This window comes from Flavobacterium piscis (assembly GCF_031457575.1).
In the GTDB taxonomy this organism is placed as follows: Bacteria; Bacteroidota; Bacteroidia; order Flavobacteriales; family Flavobacteriaceae; genus Flavobacterium; species Flavobacterium piscis_A.
In genome coordinates this window covers 83,045-101,890 of sequence record NZ_JAVDWQ010000012.1, presented here as the reverse complement: position 1 = coordinate 101,890, position 18,846 = coordinate 83,045, and the positions used below count along the sequence as shown (strand labels likewise).

The 18,846-nt window shown below is 34.9% G+C and carries 15 protein-coding genes; 9 read left to right on the top strand and 6 right to left on the bottom strand.

Going from position 1 to position 18,846, the window contains the following annotated elements:
* Positions 1-13: 13 nt before the first annotated feature.
* Complete coding sequence (locus J2W48_RS16565; RefSeq protein ID WP_310282787.1) at positions 14-715, bottom strand: ABC transporter ATP-binding protein; 702 nt, start codon at positions 713-715, stop codon at positions 14-16.
* A 186-nt stretch (positions 716-901) separates the two neighbouring features.
* Between J2W48_RS16565 and J2W48_RS16560 the strand changes: the two genes are divergently transcribed.
* The 5 genes from J2W48_RS16560 to J2W48_RS16540 all read left to right on the top strand — a co-directional run bounded on the left by J2W48_RS16560 (position 902) and on the right by J2W48_RS16540 (position 7,303).
* A complete protein-coding gene (locus J2W48_RS16560; RefSeq protein ID WP_310282786.1) occupies positions 902-3,091 on the top strand; it encodes a DUF5916 domain-containing protein in 2,190 nt (729 codons plus the stop codon).
* Positions 3,092-3,165: 74 nt separating this feature from the next.
* The gene (locus J2W48_RS16555; protein WP_310282785.1) at positions 3,166-3,477 is read left to right on the top strand and encodes a DUF4919 domain-containing protein; all 312 of its coding nucleotides are present in this window, start codon (positions 3,166-3,168) and stop codon (positions 3,475-3,477) included.
* 8 nt (positions 3,478-3,485) lie between these two features.
* Positions 3,486-4,724 (top strand): GTP-binding protein, encoded by a 1,239-nt coding sequence (locus tag J2W48_RS16550; RefSeq protein ID WP_310282784.1) that lies wholly within the window; start codon positions 3,486-3,488, stop codon positions 4,722-4,724.
* Between the two features lie 414 nt (positions 4,725-5,138).
* Positions 5,139-6,047, top strand: coding sequence for a LytTR family transcriptional regulator DNA-binding domain-containing protein (locus J2W48_RS16545; protein WP_310282783.1), 909 nt, complete (start codon positions 5,139-5,141; stop codon positions 6,045-6,047).
* Positions 6,048-6,148: 101 nt separating this feature from the next.
* Positions 6,149-7,303 carry an acyltransferase family protein gene (locus J2W48_RS16540; protein WP_310282782.1) on the top strand — a complete coding sequence of 385 codons (1,155 nt, stop codon included), beginning with the start codon at positions 6,149-6,151 and terminating at the stop codon, positions 7,301-7,303.
* Between the two features lie 178 nt (positions 7,304-7,481).
* Here J2W48_RS16540 and J2W48_RS16535 read toward each other — a convergent pair whose 3' ends face one another.
* Positions 7,482-8,192 (bottom strand): hypothetical protein, encoded by a 711-nt coding sequence (locus J2W48_RS16535; protein WP_310282781.1) that lies wholly within the window; start codon positions 8,190-8,192, stop codon positions 7,482-7,484.
* A gap of 514 nt (positions 8,193-8,706) precedes the next feature.
* Between J2W48_RS16535 and J2W48_RS16530 the strand changes: the two genes are divergently transcribed.
* On the top strand, positions 8,707-9,000 hold the full coding sequence (locus J2W48_RS16530) for a DUF3861 domain-containing protein (RefSeq protein WP_310282780.1): 294 nt from the start codon (positions 8,707-8,709) through the stop codon (positions 8,998-9,000).
* A 164-nt stretch (positions 9,001-9,164) separates the two neighbouring features.
* Here the strand turns inward: J2W48_RS16530 and J2W48_RS16525 are convergent, their stop codons facing one another.
* The 4 genes from J2W48_RS16525 to J2W48_RS16510 form a co-directional block, all read right to left on the bottom strand.
* Positions 9,165-10,604: a TolC family protein gene (locus J2W48_RS16525; protein ID WP_310282779.1), complete on the bottom strand. Its 1,440-nt coding sequence runs from the start codon at positions 10,602-10,604 to the stop codon at positions 9,165-9,167.
* On the bottom strand, positions 10,597-13,767 hold the full coding sequence (locus tag J2W48_RS16520; protein WP_310282778.1) for an efflux RND transporter permease subunit: 3,171 nt from the start codon (positions 13,765-13,767) through the stop codon (positions 10,597-10,599). Before J2W48_RS16520 ends, J2W48_RS16525 begins: the two co-directional genes overlap by 8 nt.
* A 118-nt stretch (positions 13,768-13,885) precedes the next feature.
* A complete protein-coding gene (locus J2W48_RS16515; RefSeq protein ID WP_310282777.1) occupies positions 13,886-14,968 on the bottom strand; it encodes an efflux RND transporter periplasmic adaptor subunit in 1,083 nt (360 codons plus the stop codon).
* A gap of 170 nt (positions 14,969-15,138) precedes the next feature.
* On the bottom strand, positions 15,139-15,516 hold the full coding sequence (locus tag J2W48_RS16510) for a hypothetical protein (protein WP_310282776.1): 378 nt from the start codon (positions 15,514-15,516) through the stop codon (positions 15,139-15,141).
* A gap of 286 nt (positions 15,517-15,802) precedes the next feature.
* Here J2W48_RS16510 and J2W48_RS16505 point away from each other — a divergent pair, with 286 nt between their 5' ends.
* From J2W48_RS16505 to J2W48_RS16495, 3 genes are all read left to right on the top strand, one after another.
* Positions 15,803-16,303, top strand: coding sequence for a tetratricopeptide repeat protein (locus J2W48_RS16505; RefSeq protein ID WP_310282775.1), 501 nt, complete (start codon positions 15,803-15,805; stop codon positions 16,301-16,303).
* Between the two features lie 138 nt (positions 16,304-16,441).
* Positions 16,442-17,341 (top strand): MerR family transcriptional regulator, encoded by a 900-nt coding sequence (locus tag J2W48_RS16500; protein WP_310282774.1) that lies wholly within the window; start codon positions 16,442-16,444, stop codon positions 17,339-17,341.
* Between the two features lie 37 nt (positions 17,342-17,378).
* The gene (locus tag J2W48_RS16495; RefSeq protein ID WP_310282773.1) at positions 17,379-18,845 is read left to right on the top strand and encodes a phytoene desaturase family protein; all 1,467 of its coding nucleotides are present in this window, start codon (positions 17,379-17,381) and stop codon (positions 18,843-18,845) included.
* Position 18,846 lies beyond the last annotated feature (1 nt).

Here is an 18,846-nt window from a genome sequence, read left to right as displayed (position 1 = left end):
TTAAAGATTCTTTTTAAATTGTTTCCAGATACAATTTTTGCAGTTCATTAGCATTTATATCACAAGTATTCAAGATATGTACCAGCGTCCCTTCCTTCATAATGCCAATTTTAGTTCCCACATTTACAGCATTAAAAATATCGTGTGTAGTCATAAAAATGGTCTTTCCATCAGCGGCTAGTTCTTTGCATATTTTGGTAAATTCGGCAGTAGCTTTAGGATCAAGTCCAGAGGTGGGCTCATCCATAAGAATTACTTTTGCATTTTTAGCAATGGCAATGGCAATACCAACTTTTTGCCTCATTCCTTTGGAATAATTACCCAGCTTCGTATTATGTGAAGTAATTTGTAGATTGGCTCTGGTCAAAAAATGGCTTAACTCTTCTTTTGAATATTGAAACCCCGCTAAACGACTGAAAAAATCTAAATTCTCAACTCCGGTTAAGCTGCCATAAAGCTGAACGACTTCGGGGATATAAGCCACATCTTTTTTGGCAGCAGCAGCATCAGGTTTTACCTCGATATTATTGATGGCAGCCGTGCCACTTGTAGCATCCGTAAACCCTAAAAATAAATTTATTGTTGTCGTCTTACCAGCACCATTCTGCCCCAATAGACAAAATATTTCGCCTTTATCAATCGTTAAATCCAAATTTTTCAGGGCATAGACACCATTGTAAACTTTACTCAATTTTGTTGCTTGTAATACAGCCATATAAAAACGGTTTTAAGTTGGATACACTTGGAATATTTGAATTATTCAATCTTCACTAATGCAATATTGTTGCAAATATAATACAATTTTTATTAACGCAATAATGTTGCGTTAAAATATAATCTTTAATTTTGCAAAAAATATAACGCCTCAAAATTTCAACCTATAACAACAACCATAAGCAAAATGAAAAAACTGATTATTATAACATTATTTATTATATCTGTAAATACTTTTAGCCAGGTGGCACTACAAGACAGTCTTAAATTATCTATAAAAGAAACATCCGTTTATGCCATAAAAACAAATGCAATTATAAAAATTGATGGGAAACTTACCGAAAAGGATTGGGAAGAAGCTCAACCAATTTCCCATTTTGTACAAGTAGAACCCCATCAGGGCGAAAAACCAAAATTTAAAACCATCGTAAAAATACTTTATGACAAAAAAAATATCTATATAGGCGCAATTTGTTCGGATAGTTTAGGAAAAAAAGGGGTCAGGGTACAAGATTTCCGACGAGATTTTGATTATTATCAAAATGACGTTTTTGGTATTGCACTTGACACTTATAACAACAAGAGAAATGCAACGGCTTTTCAAACCAATCCATACAGTGCACAACGTGATTTACAAGTTTTTGATGATACTGTTTATGATGTTGATTGGGATGCATTATGGCAAACCCGAAGTACAATAGATGAAAATGGCTGGTCTTGCGAAATGGCAATTCCCTGGAAAACATTGCGTTATCCAAAAAACATAAAAGACACCCTTGCTTGGGGAATTAATTTTATTAGGATCGCCCGTCGTGAAAACGAAACGGTGGCATATCCTGGTTTTCCCAGAAGTTTTGATACCTACAGAATGAAATATGCTATTGAATTAAAAGGAACTGATCCTCCAAAATCAAGTACCAACATTCAGGTAAATCCCTACCTGATTTCGCAAATTGACAGTAAAAAACAAAATGACAAATCCTCTGAAAAGGAGTATAAAACTAAGTTTGGCGGAGAAATAAAATGGAGTCCTAACGCTCAGAGTTCGCTCGATTTGACTTTTAATACCGATTTTGCTCAAGCTGATGCCGACAGGCAAGTAAATAATTTAAGTCGGTTTTCGGTTTTCTTTCCAGAAAGGAGGCAGTTTTTTTTAGAAAATGCAGGATTATTTACAGCAGGAAACCAGAATATTTATATGCCTTTTTTAAGTCGGAAAATTGGGCTGGATGATTATGGAAACCCAATTCCTATTGATGTTGGAGCCCGATTTACACAAAAGACAAATAGTTATAATTTAGGTGCACTATATGTTCATCAACAAGCAACCGAAACTGCTCAGGCATCCAGTAATTCTGTCTTGCTTTTTAAAAAAAATTACGGAAAACAAAACAATCTGGGCATTTTATTGACTAATAAATACAATCAAACCAACGAGGATTTAAAATCATTTTTCAATTCATCGGCAACAATTATGGGTTTTAACAGAATAACAGATAACCTAAATATCAATTTCAGTGTAAGCGGGACCAAAACCGATGGAGACAATAAAGATGATGGATATGCCGCAAACACCAGTTTGAATTATACTTCCAACGACTGGGGAATGGTTTGGAATACGGGTGTGATTTCCAAAAATTATAATCCGCAACTCGGATTTATAACCCGAAATGATTTTCTGAAAAATTATTTGGACATTTATTTGAACAAAAGAAAATTATCATGGTTTCCAAAATTTATTCGCAGTTGGGAACCAGGAATTAGTTTTGATTTCTATCAAAACAGAAACGACCTTAACCTTCAGGAAGGCTACATCGGCATTTACCCCGTTTATTTTCTATTCAATAACGGCAGTAAAATTGTAGCCACCTATCAGCTTAACTGGCAAACACTTACTGAAAACTTTAGTCCCTTGGGAATCGAAATTCAAGCAGGAAATTATAAATATCAAGCCGTAAATCTCAATTATCGTTCTGATCAAAGCAGTAAATTATCAATAACTACCGATTTTACTTATGGTGGATTTTACAACGGTAAAATCGCAACCTATTCAGCAGGAATTCGATATGCACCGGTTCCGTATTTTGCTACAACATTAAATTATGAAGAAAATCAAATTACTGATTTAGGAATGAATGAGCAAAATTTAACAACCAAATTAGTTACACCCAACATTCGTTTAGCATTAAATCCCCGTTTGCAACTCAATGTTTTTTATCAATACAACACTGTTGATGAACGCAGTCGATGGAACTCAAGATTAAGTTGGGAATACCAACCACAATCTTTTGTGTATTTAGTTTTTAATGAAAATAAAACCAATGATTTCAGGCAAGACCAAACAATTGCTAAAATTAGCTTTTTGAAACAATTTTAATTTAATGCAACAATGTTGCGTTAAATTAAAATTTTTATATTTGCAACATAATAGAATTAACAAATATTCTTAAAATGAAAACACTTCTCATCCTATCGCTAATGCTACACTCATTAGTGACACCAAAACAAGACATTCCAAAAGACATCATTAGAATAATGAAATCAGGAAACGGTCGATCTATTGAAACTGCCTTTGAAGTTTATACAATCGATGAAGAATATAAAATGCTTCATTTCCTGAAATTGACCCCTATTATGCAAAAGCTTCAAATAGAGAATGGTGTTTTTTATGATAGTTTCAAAATTGATTCAAGAACTATTTATTTTAAAGTGCTGTCAAAACAAAAAAAGAGCACTCCTGAAAAACATCAATTTAATACCTAAAAAAAGCAATGAAAAAATTACCCGTAACCGTACTATCAGGATTTCTTGGAGCAGGAAAAACAACCTTGCTCAATCATATTCTGCACAACAAAGAAGGACTGAAAGTTGCTGTAATCGTTAATGATATGAGCGAAGTGAACGTAGATGCCCGATTGGTCAAAGACGAAATGACACTCTCTCGCACCGAAGAAAAATTGGTAGAAATGAGCAACGGCTGTATTTGCTGTACCCTGAGAGAAGATTTAATGCTGGAAGTAGAGAAACTCGCCAAAGAAAATCGGTTTGACTATCTATTAATTGAAAGTACAGGAATTAGCGAACCAATTCCCGTAGCGCAGACTTTTACGTTTGTAAACGAAGATGAAAATATTGATTTATCCCGTTTTAGTTACATTGATACCATGGTAACAGTGGTTGATGCTTTCAACTTTTTTAAAGATTTTGGTTCTTCCAAAACGCTCGAAGATATAAAAGCGACCAACATCGAAAATGATAATCGAACCATTGTAAATTTATTGGTCGATCAGGTAGAATTTGCCAATGTAATTATTCTCAACAAAACCGATCTGGTTACCGAAAAACAATTAGAAATCCTAAAAGCTTCTATTCAAAAACTGAATCCAGTAGCTAAAATCGTTTGTTCAGTATTAGGAAAAGTAAATCTGAAAGAAGTATTAAACACTGGTTTGTTCAATTTTGAAGAAGCCGAAACTTCTGCTGGCTGGATGCGGGAACTAGAAGGAATTCATACCCCGGAAACCGAGGAATACGGAATTAGCTCGTTTGTTTTTCGTGCCCCAAGACCTTTTCATCCGTATCGCTTTTGGGATTTTATTTCACAAGATTTTCCGCCAACAATCATCCGTAGCAAAGGCTTGTTTTGGATGGCTTCAAGACCAGAGCAGGCCATCAACTGGAGTCAGGCAGGCGGATCTATGAAAGCCGAAGGCGCAGGCGTTTGGTGGGCCAGTATGCCACTGGCAGAGCGAATGAATTTTCAGAGTTTTGCCGAAAATCAAGATGTCATAGAAGAACGCTGGACACTTGATTATGGAGACAGATTAAACGAATTGGTATTTATTGGTATTTCTTTCGACGAAAAAGAACTGCGCCTACAATTAGAAAATTGCCTTTGTACCGCCGATGAAATTATGGATTTACAAGATGGCTTTTTCTCTAACAAAGACCCTTTTCCTGTTCCCAGAGCTACTGCTACAAGGGGAGAAATCGCAATTTTAAAGGATTAATGTTTTAGTGCATACATAACCAGATATGAAATTAAGCTCTTTTATAACCTAAAAAATTTAACATCGGTTTCCAAAGAAATGTAGAGACAGATATAAGAGAGGAAGAAGTATTAAAAACTCGCGTTATTGATGCGGGTTTTTAAACAGGAAACTTGAATCCAGTACATTTAGCTCTGAAAATCAAATGCTTTTATTTTCAAATCTCTGTTAACTCACTCCAGAACTTCAAAATCTTCTAATAAAAAGGTTCGGATTTCGTACCAAGGTGGTCACAAGAAAGGCAAAAACACTTCTTCGAGTATTTTGCCTTTTTTTATCAATCACCAAAATTAGATTATTGCAACCATCCTTTAAACAAAAATCTCAAAACTCGGGAATTTTCGTATTTTTAATCCCAATTAAAGCATCTTTAAAATGAGATTTTATATCAACACTAAACATCTAATAAATGAAATTGAATATCCTGTCAGGTATCAATCCGAAAAAATTCTCAAAAGTGCAGGTGTTGTTTTTGTTATAATCCTGATGTTTCTTTTATTGTTCAAACCTTTTGGAGTCTACGATCCAGAGCTAAGAATGCATTATTTTTTTATTTGTTTCCTCCACGCATTCTCACCAGCATCAATCCTACTGATTTATTTTGAAGCACTAAATTATATTCGAAAAAGAAATGATCAGGTTAAAAATTGGACTTTACTCAACGAATATATTCATATTGGGATAGTTCTTATTGTAGTTGGCATGTCTAGCTTTTTAATGCGCGACTTAATCTATAATAATGCAAACAATTGGTCTTGGAGTTATTTTTGGGAAGAAATTACAAACTGTTTTGTCGCAGGTATATTCTTTTATTTTTTTCTAAGATTTACCAGTTTTTATTTTGAATCAAAAAAAGGTTCGCCATTTGTATTCCAGTTTACTCCGTTAAATATTGAAACTGAAAAAACTACTTTAGAATCAACTCTTTTTATTAGCACACAGGTAAAACAAGATGATTTTAGCCTGAATATAGACCAATTGCTATTTGTAAAAACTGATGGTAATTATATCGAATTAACCAGATCAAGCGGCAATCAGATTACTACCGAAATAAAAAGAATTTCTCTGGCCCAATTTGAAACACAAATAGCAGAATATCCTCATTTTTTCAGATGTCACAGAACCTATCTTGTTAACATGTTTAAGGTCGAAAAAGTATCCGGAAACTCTCAGGGCTACTTATTGTCTTTTCAGGAAACCACAATAAAAGTTCCTGTTTCCAGAAAGCAAATTGATAGTTTTAATAGCTATTATCAGCAGCTCCGCAGCAAATATATTGCATAAGCTTGTTGCTCATCACAAAAGCTAGTTACTGATAACAAGTCCAACTGCAACTGCATTTCTTATTGTAGGTTTGCCATCGATAACAACTAAACCCATTTATCATGTCAACTGCAATCCCCTCTTTGAATCAGGATTTTGATTCATCAAACAAATTATTTTATATTGATACAATTAAAGTTCTGTTAACCATATTAGTTGTGCTTCATCACACTTTCATTGCTTATGGTTCTTCAGAAGGCTGGTATTATAACGAACAAACTACTCTTATAGGTGCACGTATTCCTATAACAATGTTCGTAGGAATTAACCAGTCTTTTTTTATGGGCTGTTTCTTCATGTTGGCTGCCTACTTTACAGGTTCTTCTTTTTCCAGAAAAGGGACATCAAAATTTATTAAAGACCGTCTTGTCAGATTAGGAATTCCCATGGTATTCTATTCCTTTATTCTTTCACCATTCATCAGCTATCTTGTTTATTATTTTGCAAAAGAGCAACATATTACCTATCTGGAATATCTAAGCGGATATGACAGCTGGATCGATTTGGGTGTGACATGGTTTCTGGCTGCATTACTGCTTTTTACGCTAATTTATGTAGCAATAAAAAAAACATGTAAACTTAGTTTCAAAAAAACTTTAGCAGCGCCAGACTCACGTATAATATTATTGTTTGCACTAGCATTAGGGGTTATTAGTTTCGTGGTCAGAGTCGTATTTCCTGTAGGATGGATCCTTGAACCAATCGGATTCCAACCAGGGCATTTTCCTCAGTATATTGCATTATTTATTATTGGATTGCTGGCAGCCAAAAACAATTGGTTTGATACACTTTCTGACAAAACAGGCAAACAACTCAAAATTTCAGCATGGTTCTGTTTATTATTTTTTCCGGTCTTTTTTATTATCAAATTTAAACTGGATACACCTACTTCCTGGTTTTCCGGCGGTTATCATTGGCAGGCATTACTATATGCAGTCTGGGAACAATGGATTGGTATTTCGATACTAACAGCATTATTAATTAAAGGAAAAAGGAGCTGGAATACATCTTCTGTACTGCTTGCAAAATTATCACGTAGTAGTTTTGCCGTGTATATTTTTCATCCGTTAGTAATTGTTGGCTTTACGCTGGCAGTGAGAAATTGGGTTGCAGAGCCTGCCATAAAACTTCTGGTAGTGGCACCATTAATAGTTATAAGTAGTTTTGTGCTTGGATCACTTGTTTTATTAATTCCAGGAGTTAAGAAAATCATTTAATGCTTATCTATCTATTTATGTTTCATTTGGTTTTATTGCTGGAAACTGATGTACAAATGCTTTAACTATAAATGTTACAATTATTTATTTCGGAAAAATTTAAACTAACATAAGGATAAACAAAAAGAATGTATAATATGTTTTAAGTATCATATCATGAATTATTACCTGCTTCCCATTATTCTTCTAATTTATTATTTGTTTTACTAATTATTTTTTTGAACCTGTTAATTTTATCTGGGTCTAATAATACAAATAGAATTTTGGAAGGCTGGGTTAATAAAACTATTCTTTTTTTACTGTCCTGTCTATATATGGCATCATTTAATATATCCTTGAATGCATTTTCATAATGAATCATTACTTCATCAATATTATCTTCACTTACTTGCCCCGAAAAAACAACATATTCTTTGTCATTAACCGTAATCCTATGTTCAATTTTTCCTTTAGTGTTTTCGTTAAAGACTTCATCTTTCCATTCTAACCGCAATCCATTTTTTTTAAAAACAACTTTGGCTGATTTTAACGTTCCTGCCTTTAAATGATCAACAAACTTCCCAAAGAAATGTCTGCTTACCCAAACTTCAAATGCTCTAAAATCAGTGGATGAAGAACTATTGTCATCAGCTAAATGATTATGAAACCTTAACAACATATAATTATTTGGTATAATCAACCATCCTCCTCCTTTATAATGATTCTTGTCATCTTGAAATTCATAGTCAATTATAGCTTTAATAACCTGTTTCTTTTCTTCGTGATGTATCAGGTCAAAATATCCTATTTTGTCAAGTTCTTCGGAAATTGTCAATTCTTGCGAAAAAAGCAAATTTGAAAAAAAACTCATCATTCCTGTTATTAATATTTTGATATGTAGTGTTTTCATCTATGGTTAGTGCCAAAGGCTGTTAGTAGTACTTGTATATCAAGTAATAATTTTAAATTCCACCCAATCCATCTTTAATTATTCTCATAAAGGCTGAAAGCCTAATATCACTGGAATTATTTTTAATTCTTGAAATATAATTTTTTGTTGTTCCAACTTTTTAGCCAATTCTTCATGTGCCAAATGCACTTTGATTTTGTGCCTTACGAATATAATTAAATTCATTAAGCTATGGGTACAAAAAGCATCCCAATGAATTATTACTTTATCAATCAGTTAGAAAAAATAATTATCATAAAACATTGCGTATCAAGTGCCTTTAAATCAAAATTAATCTGAAAAAAAACAAATATCGTAATTATAGTTTTTCTATTTTTGTTTCCATTCACGCGTGGACAAAGTAGTACCAGAAGAAGTAAAACAAAAAATAACAGGAAATTGGGGCATGATGAAATTCAACGTAGGTGATAACACAGTCCAATAAGAAAAAATTAAAACAGATAAAGACAAAAATATGTCAGAGAAGAAAAATAATAGATACAAAATCTTGTTGCAGGAAATTGAATTGAAAGACGGAACGCAATCAGGAAAATCAATAGAATTTGAGTTTGAAAATCACGACAATATTCTATCGTTAATTGAAATGACAAAGGACAGCGACCGCTTTGAAAGCAAAGCTGAAAATATGGAATTTATTGTGGGATTGAAACTATTCAGTGAAGTAATGATACGGAATAGAAATAATCCTTTGTTTGAAGATTTTGCTCCTTCTTTCAAAGAATTTATGAAAAAACTGAAAGGTAAATAATGGGCAAAGCAGCGTTTTTTTGAAAACAAAATTGTTTGAACAGAATAGAAAATGAACTTTACTGTTTCAGAAGAAAGACTGTCGTAAAATTTCGAAATTTTCATAAAAAAACCTCCCGAAATTCCACTTCCGGGAGGTTTCATCTACAAATTAAACAGGCAATATTATTTCCAACCGCCACCTAAGTCCCTGTAAACATGAACTACGGCATTAAGTTGTTCTTTTTTGGTATCTATCAATTCTAATTTTGATTCTAAGGCATCACGCTGTGTCATCAGAACTTCAAAATAATCTACTCGTGCTGATTTAAACAAATCATTAGAAATGTCTATCGATTTATTTAGCGCATCTACCTGTTGCGATTTTAAATCGTATCCTTTTTGCAGGTTATCAATTTTAGAAAGCTGATTGGAAACTTCTAAATAAGCATTTAAAACTGTACGGTCGTAATTGTACAAGGCCTGAAGCTGTCGCGCATTGGCACTTGAAAACTCAGCTTTAATAGCATTTCTGTTAATCAACGGTGCAGCAAGATCGCCTGCTAACGAATACAAAACAGACTCCGGAAACGTAAACAAATACGAAGGATTAAAAGCCTGTACCCCTACCGCAGCTGAAATATCCAGTGACGGATAGAATTCGGCACGGGCTACTTTAACATCCAGTTTTGCTGCTGCCAACTCCAGTTCTGCCTGTTTTACATCTGGACGGTTCTGCAATAATTGCGAAGGAATGCCCGAATTTACGGTTGCAGGCACCAATTCGGTAAAGTTGGTTTTCTCCCTTTTAATTTCCTGCGGATAGCGTCCTGCCAGAAAGTTGATTCGGTTCTCAGCTTCTTTTATCTTTTGAAGAATTTCAAACTCCATGCTTTTAGAAGTCCAAACCTCAGCCTGAAATTTCTGAACCGCCAATTCAGTTGCCCTTGCCGCTTCTTTCTGCACTTTTACAATTTCTAAGGCATTGGCCTGCAACTGAATGTTTTGTTTTACAATATCCAGCTGGCTGTCTAAAGCCAATAATTCATAATAATTATCGGCTATTTCTGCAATAAGGTTCGTCACCACGAAATTCTTCCCTTCTACCGTGGCTAAATATCGGGTGACAGCTGCCTTTTTAGAATTCCGCAGTTTTTTCCAGATATCGACTTCCCAATTGGCATAAGCAGCAATTGTAAAATCACCCAACGGATCAGGCGTTTCCTTGCCCGGCATAATTTCGGTAGAAGCATCACCGGCGCCCTGACTGGTATAACGCCCTGCTTTTTCTACACCCGCTCCGGCACGAACACCAACTGTTGGCAGCAAAGCTCCTTTTCTGATTCGGATATCATTTTTTGCGATTTCAATTTCCTGCAACGTGATATTCAGTTCCTGATTGTTTTTCAGGGCAACATCAATTAAATCTACCAGATTTTTATCTTTAAAAAAGTCATTCCATAAAATTGCCGAAGTATTGGCTGTATCCTGAGTTTTAGCAAAACCAAAGGATTCAGGAGCCAACTTGTTTGCGCTTGAAACTTCTGGCGCAGGGGCCTTACAACTTATTACAGCCAGACAAATACTTACTGCAATACTGTATTGATATAATTTTAATTTATACATGATTGTTATCTATTTCTTCTGTTAATGGATTTTCCTCTTCATGTTTAACCAACTTATGTTTTTCGGCTATTCTTGCAAAAATGTAATACAATCCCGGAATAACAAATACCCCGCAAATGGTTCCTAAAAGCATACCGCCAGCAGCGGCTGTACCAATAGTCCTGTTCCCTATTTTACCCGGTCCGGAAGCAAATACCAGCGGAATCAAACCGGCAATAAAAGCAAACGAAGTCATTAAAATAGGACGAAACCTGGCTTTAGCCCCTTCCATAGCGGCCTCCAACACTGATTTTCCGACAGCATGCCGCTGAATAGCAAACTCTACAATCAATACGGCATTTTTACCCAGTAAACCAATAAGCATGACCATGGCAACCTGTGCATAAATGTTGTTTTCCAATCCCGTAAATTTCAATAAAAGAAATGCCCCAAAAATACCTGCCGGTAGTGACAGAATGACCGACAATGGTAAAATGAAACTTTCATATTGTGCTGCCAGCACCAGATATACAAATCCCAAACAAATCAGGAAAACCCAGATGGCCTGATTGCCCTGCGCTACCTCATCAGCAGAAATTCCAGCCCAGTCAATTCCGTATCCGCGAGGCAGTTTTTTCTCTGCCACTTCCTGAATCGCCTTAATAGCAGCTCCACTACTGAAACCTTCGGCAGCAGCTCCGCTTATCTCAGCAGAGGTGTACATATTATGTCTTGTAATTTCAGATAACCCATATACTTTTTCCATCTTCATAAAAGCAGAAAAAGGCACCATTTCATCCCGGTTGTTTTTTACATACAATTTTAAAATATCATTTGGTAATGCCCTGTATTGAGGTGCTGCCTGAACGATTACTTTGTAATTAAAGCCATATTTAATAAAACTGATTTCGTAATTACTACCCACCAATGTTGATAGTGTATTCATGGCATTTTCGATAGAAACTCCTTTTTGCTGTGCTAAATCATTGTCAACTTTCAACATATATTGAGGAAAACTGGCACTGTAAAAACTAAATACAGAAGATAATTCAGGACGTTTGTTTAATTCTTTTACGAAATCATTCGTAACCGTTTCCATTTTTTTGTAATCTCCTGAACCTGCTTTGTCAAGTAACCGAAGTTCAAATCCTCCGGCAGCTCCATAACCAGGAACTGCTGGTGGCTGAAAGAACTCGATATTGGCTCCCGGAATATCTTTGGATTTTTCCTCCAATTCTTCCATAATCTCCTGAACAGATTGTTTACGATCACTCCAGTCTTTAAGATTGATCAGACAAGTTCCTGAGTTAGAGCCGGTACCTTCGGTAAGAATTTCATATCCGGCCAAAGCTGAAACTGATTGAACGCCTTCCACATCTTCACAAATTTTTTGTAATTTTTCGGCAACATTATCTGTCCTTTCCAAAGAAGAGCCTGGAGGTGTCTGGATAATCGCATAAAACATTCCCTGATCTTCATTCGGAATAAATCCGGAAGGAACTGTACTGCTAATGAACCATGTTCCTGCGCAAAAGCCCAGAAGTGCAATAATAGTAACTGATCTTCTGTTTACAATTTTACCCAATACGTTTTGATATTTACCTTGTGCCAGATTAAATTGGTTGTTAAAACCATCTATAAATCTATTGACAGGCGTTCTCTTTTTAGGTTTACCATGATTGTTTTTCAGCATCATCGCACAAAGCGCCGGTGTTAAAGTCAAAGCCACAATACCAGAAAGTATGATTGCCGTTGCCATGGTGATCGAGAACTGACGGTAGAAAATTCCAACCGGACCCGACATAAACGCCACCGGAATAAATACTGCTGCCATCAGGAACGTAATAGCAATAATAGCTCCCGCAATTTCGTGCATCGCTTTTTTAGTCGCTTTAAGCGGAGAAAGATGCTCCTCCTCCATCTTGGCGTGCACGGCTTCAATAACCACAATCGCATCATCGACAACGACTCCAATCGCCAATACCAAAGCAAATAAAGTAATCAGGTTTAAAGTAATTCCGAAGAACTGCATAAACATAAAAGTTCCTATTAATGATACTGGTACCGCAATTGCCGGAATAATGGTCGATCTCCAGTCTCCCAAAAAAAGAAATACCACCAACCCAACCAAAATAAAAGCTTCGACTAAAGTGTGAATTACTTTTTCGATAGATGCGTCCAGGAATTTAGAAACATCATAACTAATCTCATAATCCATTCCTTTCGGGAAAGAAGTCTTTTTAATTTCAGCTAATTTTGCTTTTACGTCTTTAATTACCTGACTTGCATTACTCCCGTAAGATTGTTTTAAAACAATAGCTGCAGAAGGTTTTCCGTTTAAGTTCGAATAAATATCATACATCGAACTTCCAAACTCAACATTGGCAACATCTTTCAGCCTCAATATTTCGCCATTGGGATTCGATCTTAAAATAACATTCCCGTATTGTTCTTTTGTGGTAAAACGTCCGGAATATTTCAACACATATTCAAATGCCTGAGATCTTTTTCCGGAACTTTCTCCCGTTTTACCTGGTGAAGCTTCTAAACTCTGACTTGCCAGGGCTTCCATAATTTCATCGGCAGATATTTTATAAGCCAGCATTCGGTCTGGTTTCAGCCAAATTCGCATAGCGTATTCACGAGTACCCAAAACATCTGCAAATCCTACCCCGTTTACCCTTTTTAATTCGGAAAGAATATTAATCTCCGCAAAGTTGTAAAGAAACTTCTGATCCGTATTTTTATCATTACTGTAAAGATTCACGTACATCAGCATACTTGATTCTTCACGGGTAATCTTTACTCCTTCCCTAACTACTAAAGGCGGTAATTTATTAACTACGGATGCCACGCGGTTTTGCACATTAATGGCAGCCTGATTAGGATCTGTACCCAGATTAAATACAACCTGAATACTCGCCTCGCCATCATTGCCTGCATCTGAAGTCATGTATTTCATTCCCGGAACACCATTTAGTGCTTTTTCTAATGGAATGATTACCGATTTGATCATAAGTTCTCCATTAGATCCGGGATAATCAGCAGTGACATTTACTTTTGGGGGAGAAATAGAAGGAAATTGTGTTACCGGCAAATTGGTAACCGCCAAAATTCCCAAAAAGACTATTATAAGCGATATTACAATCGACAGAACTGGTCTTTGTATAAATTTATTAAACATTTATTTATTTTTTAATGATTAAACCAAATTGGATTTTGTTTGTTATCATTTCAAAATCATGTCCCAAACCTGAAACCTGAAACCTGAAACCTGAAACTAAATTAGCAGCCCATAAAACTTACTCCGCCTTTAATCGTAAATTATGAATGACTTTTTGAGGAGCAATGTAGCTGTAAGTAATCTTATCATCGTCTTTTACCTTCTGGACACCATCTAACAAGATCCTGTCATTTTCAGAAATTCCACTGGTGACTACATACAAATCAGGCATTTCTCCGGTAACCGTAATTTCTTTTGAAATCAGTACATTCTTTTTGTTCACGACAAAAACATACTTTTTATCCTGAATTTCATAAGTAGCTTTTTGTGGAATTACAATAGCATTTTTAAGAGGAACAAGCATTTGTACCTGTCCGGTTTCACCATTTCTTAGTAATTTTCCCGAATTAGGAAATCTTGCCCTGAAAGCAATATTTCCGGTTTCATTGTTAAATTCACTTTCGATAACTTCAACATTTCCCTTATATTTAAAAGACTGACCATCTGCCAGAATCAGATTCACTTTAGTATCTGCACGATCTTTCGCATTGGTTTGATATTGCAGGTATTCCGGTTCTGATACATTGAAATAAGCAAACATCTGAGAGTTATCTGAAAGGCTTGTTAGTAATTCGCCTTCATCAATAAAACTTCCTAACTTTAGGGGAATACGATCTATTGTCCCATCAAAAGGAGCCCTGATTTCGGTAAAGGACAAATGAAGTTTTGCCATCGCTACCTCAGCTTTCGCTGACTGAAGTTTAGCCTGTGCAACAGCCTGTTCGTTTTTAGAAACAATATTTTTATCTGCCAGTGTTTTGGCATTTTGTAATTCGATTTCGGCCGTTTTTTGTTCCGCCTGGGCTTTAAGAAGTTCTGCTTCATACATTTTCGGCATGATTCTGAACAATATCTGGCCTGCTTTTACGAACTGGCCTTCATCAACATAAATATTTTGTAAAAAACCTTTTTCCAAAGCCCGGATTTCTATATTTCGAACTGAACGTATCTGCGAAACATATTCTTTGGTAAACGAAGTATCAATTCTGACAGGACAGGTCACTGTAAATTTGTCTGCTTCTTCTTTTTCTTCTTTTTTTGATGTACAACTGGTAAGGCACAACAAGGCTGACAAGCCCGCTAACACGACTATTCTTTTCATGGTATAAAATGGAAATTAAGCGATTGAATATTGGGAATATAAAAATTCCTTAGATGTAGAAATTATCAGTCGCCAGAAAAAACGTGACTTGTCACAATGAAAAAGTAGTTTAAAAATAAAACTCAAACTTATGCATGATCACGCCTTTGGTAACCGACATATAAGTTGAATCAAATTCTTAAAACCCGCTGAGTAATGTAAATAGGATTTGATTGGCCACAAGAGGACCCGAAAATTTCGAAATGATTATAAGAATCCACAATTATTTGACGAGAGAATGTCAAATACCATTGATCCAGTAAACTATAATGCGAAGCAAAAAATTTATTGGCAAGACCGTCTTTATGATCATCACTGCCAGAACAATCTTCTTCAATATCAACATCTTCAATTATGGAAGTGCTTTGATCCTGGCTTGTAAATTTTATGCAATGTTTTTTATTAACACTATGAATTGGGGTATTCTGATGTGTTTCTGCATGAATATATTGCCCTCCGCCTAACAGAAGGAAATTCATAAATACTAAAAACACGATCAATCTTTTCATATTGGGTGCGAAAGTAATCAAAGTACACAAACAAAAAAAGAAATTTTAATAAGGTTTAACAACTAAAATTAACGAAAACGTTTTCATTGCAATTCAATTTATAGCTGTCAATCATTCCATTTTTATAGGGGCAGTTTAAATAGTTCAAGCATAACTTACTGTAGTAATGAGGTTCACTAAAACAAGATATTTTTTTAATTATTTCGTAAGAAAGAAACTTTCATTTGAAAATAAATATTTCCTATATTCGTTTCGTAAAATTTTAACCTAACCCCAAATTAATTTTATGAAACACCTATTATTAGCACTATTTTTATTGACAACATGCACCAACTGGGCACAATCTGCTACTGGATATTTTGACAACGCCTTAAAAAAAGCAGAAGCCCGCAATTTCAAAGGAGCAATTGCTGACTACACAAAAGCGATTAACATGAATTCTAAATTTGTTGAAGCCTATCAAAACAGAGGAGTGGCAAAATTTAATTTAAACGATTTTAAAGGAGCCCTCGCTGATTTTAACAAGGCAATCGAATTAGATTCTATGAATTCTGATGCTTTTACAGGCAGAGCAAATGTAAACTACAAATTATTAAATTTTAAAGAAGCTATTGCTGATTGTTCTTCCTGCATTGATTTAAATCCCAAAGATTATATTGCCTACAATTTAAGGGCTTTGGCCTACAATAAAATTGGAGATAAAAAAAGCTGTTGCAACGATTTTACTAAAGCTATCGAATTAGGGAGCAAAAGTGCCATTAAAAACAGGTCAACTTTTTGTAAATAATATAATTTGAAAATTAATTTTAAAAACCGGGCAATCTGTAAATTATTTAAGTTTACAGATTGCTTTTTTTTATCAAACTTTTATTGCCTATAGTTTTAATCGGATTTTATTTTACATTTGTTCATCCAATAACAAAAAATGATGAACAATATTAAGACGGTTTTCAGCATAAAAGATCTGGAAAACTTATCAGGCATAAAAGCACATACTATTCGTATATGGGAAAAAAGATACAATGTCCTGGAACCAATGCGAACCGATACCAATATAAGACTTTACAACCTGCAAAGCCTTCAAAAGCTCCTTAACATAACTTTACTTCACGAATACGGATATAAAATATCTAAAATAGCCACTTTCCCGGAAGAAAAAATTCCGGAATTAGTCCGGGAAATTATTTCGAAGAAAAATTCGCAAAATTACGCCATCAACTCCTTTAAAATGGCAATGATGAATTTTGACCAGGAAATCTTTTTCAACACGTTTGACTGGTTGATTTCAGAAAAATCATTCAAAGAAGTTTTTAAGGAAAATTTTCTCCCTTTGCTGAAAGAGTTAGGATTATTATGGCAATCACAAACCATAAGTCCTGCCAATGAACATTTCATGAGCCATCTTATCAAGCAAAAAATATTGATTTATACTGAGGGGCTTCAAATTTTAAAACCTACAAAGACAGACAAAGTATTTGTTCTTTCCTTACCGATAAATGAAATTCATCAAATTGGGCTATTGTACCTTCAATATGAAATTTTATTGCAGGGTTATAAAACTATCTATTTAGGTGAAAGCATGCCTATAGAAAACCTTGAAGATCTGACAAAACATTTCAATACAATAACATTTGTTACTTTCATGACTATACAGCCTGACCATAGTGTGATTAATCAATATATAAAAAAAATGGAGCAAAAATTACTTTTGAAAAATAATGAAATCTGGCTTATGGGGAGAATGGTACAACATATAGACAGGCAAAATTTATCTGAAAGAACATTTGTTTTAGACTCCATGGAAGAAACAATTAATAAAATATAAAGTTTTTGTTTAAAGTTTTTGTACATTTGTTAAACAAATGAGAAAAACAATTACAATAATCGGATCCGGGTTCTCAGCTTTAGCCGCTTCGTGTTATCTGGCGCAACAAGGCCATGAAGTAATAATTTACGAAAAAAACGACAGTATTGGCGGGCGGGCAAGGCAATTTAAAAGCCATGGTTTTACCTTTGACATGGGGCCTAGCTGGTACTGGATGCCCGATGTTTTTGAAAGGTTCTTTAATGACTTCAATAAAAAAACATCCGATTTTTATGAACTCATTAAACTAAATCCTGCTTATCGGGTTTATTTTGGCATTAATGATTTCATCAGCATCTTTGATAATGTAGAAGAAATTATTTCAACTTTTGAATCTATAGAAAAAGGAAGCGGGAAAAAACTCCAAACCTTTATCAATCAAGCCAAAAGCAATTATGATATTGCCATAAAAGATTTGGTGTATCGTCCTGGAATTTCCCCTTTAGAATTGATAACCCCAAAAACAGTTCTAAAATTAGGTCAGTTTTTAACGAATGTGAGTGCCGATATTCGAAAAGAATTCAAAAACGAAAGATTAGTTCAAATTCTCGAATTCCCTGTTTTATTTTTAGGCGCAAAGCCATCCAAAACACCTTCTTTTTACAATTTTATGAATTATGCCGATTTTGGCCTGGGCACCTGGCACCCTAAAACCGGAATGTACGATGTGGTACGTGGAATCGAGAAATTAGCAATTGAATTGGGAGTTACTATCAAAACGAATGTCCCAATCGAAAAAATAATAGTAGAAAACAAAACGGCAATCGGTATTCAGATTAATGGCGAATTCATCCCTGCAGATATTGTTGTAAGCGGAGCCGATTATCAACATACCGAAACCTTGCTGGAAGAAGAACACCGTGCCTATTCTTACAACTATTGGGAAAGCCGTGTTTTTGCACCATCTTCCCTCCTCTTTTTTATTGGTTTCAACAAAAAAATAGAAAACATCTCGCATCATGCCCTCTTTTTTGATGTCGATTTTAACCAGCATGCAGCTGCTATTTATGATGGCCCAAAATGGCCGGAAGCACCATTATTTTACGCTAATTTCCCCTCTAAAACAGATGAAACAGCTGCACCACACGGAATGGAAAGTGGTTTTTTCCTGATACCGTTAGCTCCTGGAATTCAGGATAACGAAGCGCTAAGAGAGGAGTATTTCGAAAAAATCATTGCTCGTTTTGAGCAGCTTACGCAACAACAAATTAAAAATAACATTATATTTAAAAGATCCTTTTGCAAAAACGACTTTATAACAGATTATAATGCATACAAAGGAAATGCATACGGAATGGCAAATACATTAATGCAAACTGCCTTTCTGAGACCCAAACTTAAAAGCAAAAAAGTAAAAAACTTATATTTTACAGGACAATTAACCGTTCCGGGCCCGGGTGTTCCTCCTGCATTAATTTCAGGAAAATTAGTTGCTGAGTTAATTAAAAAATCTATCAAATCATAGA

Bases quoted from the DNA above. Each gene is read 5' to 3' on its own strand.
- J2W48_RS16565 (WP_310282787.1), bottom strand. From the start codon at position 715: ATGGCTGTATTACAAGCAACAAAATTGAGTAAAGTTTACAATGGTGTC.
- J2W48_RS16560 (WP_310282786.1), top strand. From the start codon at position 902: ATGAAAAAACTGATTATTATAACATTATTTATTATATCTGTAAATACT.
- J2W48_RS16555 (WP_310282785.1), top strand. From the start codon at position 3,166: ATGAAAACACTTCTCATCCTATCGCTAATGCTACACTCATTAGTGACA.
- J2W48_RS16550 (WP_310282784.1), top strand. From the start codon at position 3,486: ATGAAAAAATTACCCGTAACCGTACTATCAGGATTTCTTGGAGCAGGA.
- J2W48_RS16545 (WP_310282783.1), top strand. From the start codon at position 5,139: ATGAGATTTTATATCAACACTAAACATCTAATAAATGAAATTGAATAT.
- J2W48_RS16540 (WP_310282782.1), top strand. From the start codon at position 6,149: ATGTCAACTGCAATCCCCTCTTTGAATCAGGATTTTGATTCATCAAAC.
- J2W48_RS16535 (WP_310282781.1), bottom strand. From the start codon at position 8,192: ATGAAAACACTACATATCAAAATATTAATAACAGGAATGATGAGTTTT.
- J2W48_RS16530 (WP_310282780.1), top strand. From the start codon at position 8,707: ATGTCAGAGAAGAAAAATAATAGATACAAAATCTTGTTGCAGGAAATT.
- J2W48_RS16525 (WP_310282779.1), bottom strand. From the start codon at position 10,604: ATGTATAAATTAAAATTATATCAATACAGTATTGCAGTAAGTATTTGT.
- J2W48_RS16520 (WP_310282778.1), bottom strand. From the start codon at position 13,767: ATGTTTAATAAATTTATACAAAGACCAGTTCTGTCGATTGTAATATCG.
- J2W48_RS16515 (WP_310282777.1), bottom strand. From the start codon at position 14,968: ATGAAAAGAATAGTCGTGTTAGCGGGCTTGTCAGCCTTGTTGTGCCTT.
- J2W48_RS16510 (WP_310282776.1), bottom strand. From the start codon at position 15,516: ATGAAAAGATTGATCGTGTTTTTAGTATTTATGAATTTCCTTCTGTTA.
- J2W48_RS16505 (WP_310282775.1), top strand. From the start codon at position 15,803: ATGAAACACCTATTATTAGCACTATTTTTATTGACAACATGCACCAAC.
- J2W48_RS16500 (WP_310282774.1), top strand. From the start codon at position 16,442: ATGATGAACAATATTAAGACGGTTTTCAGCATAAAAGATCTGGAAAAC.
- J2W48_RS16495 (WP_310282773.1), top strand. From the start codon at position 17,379: ATGAGAAAAACAATTACAATAATCGGATCCGGGTTCTCAGCTTTAGCC.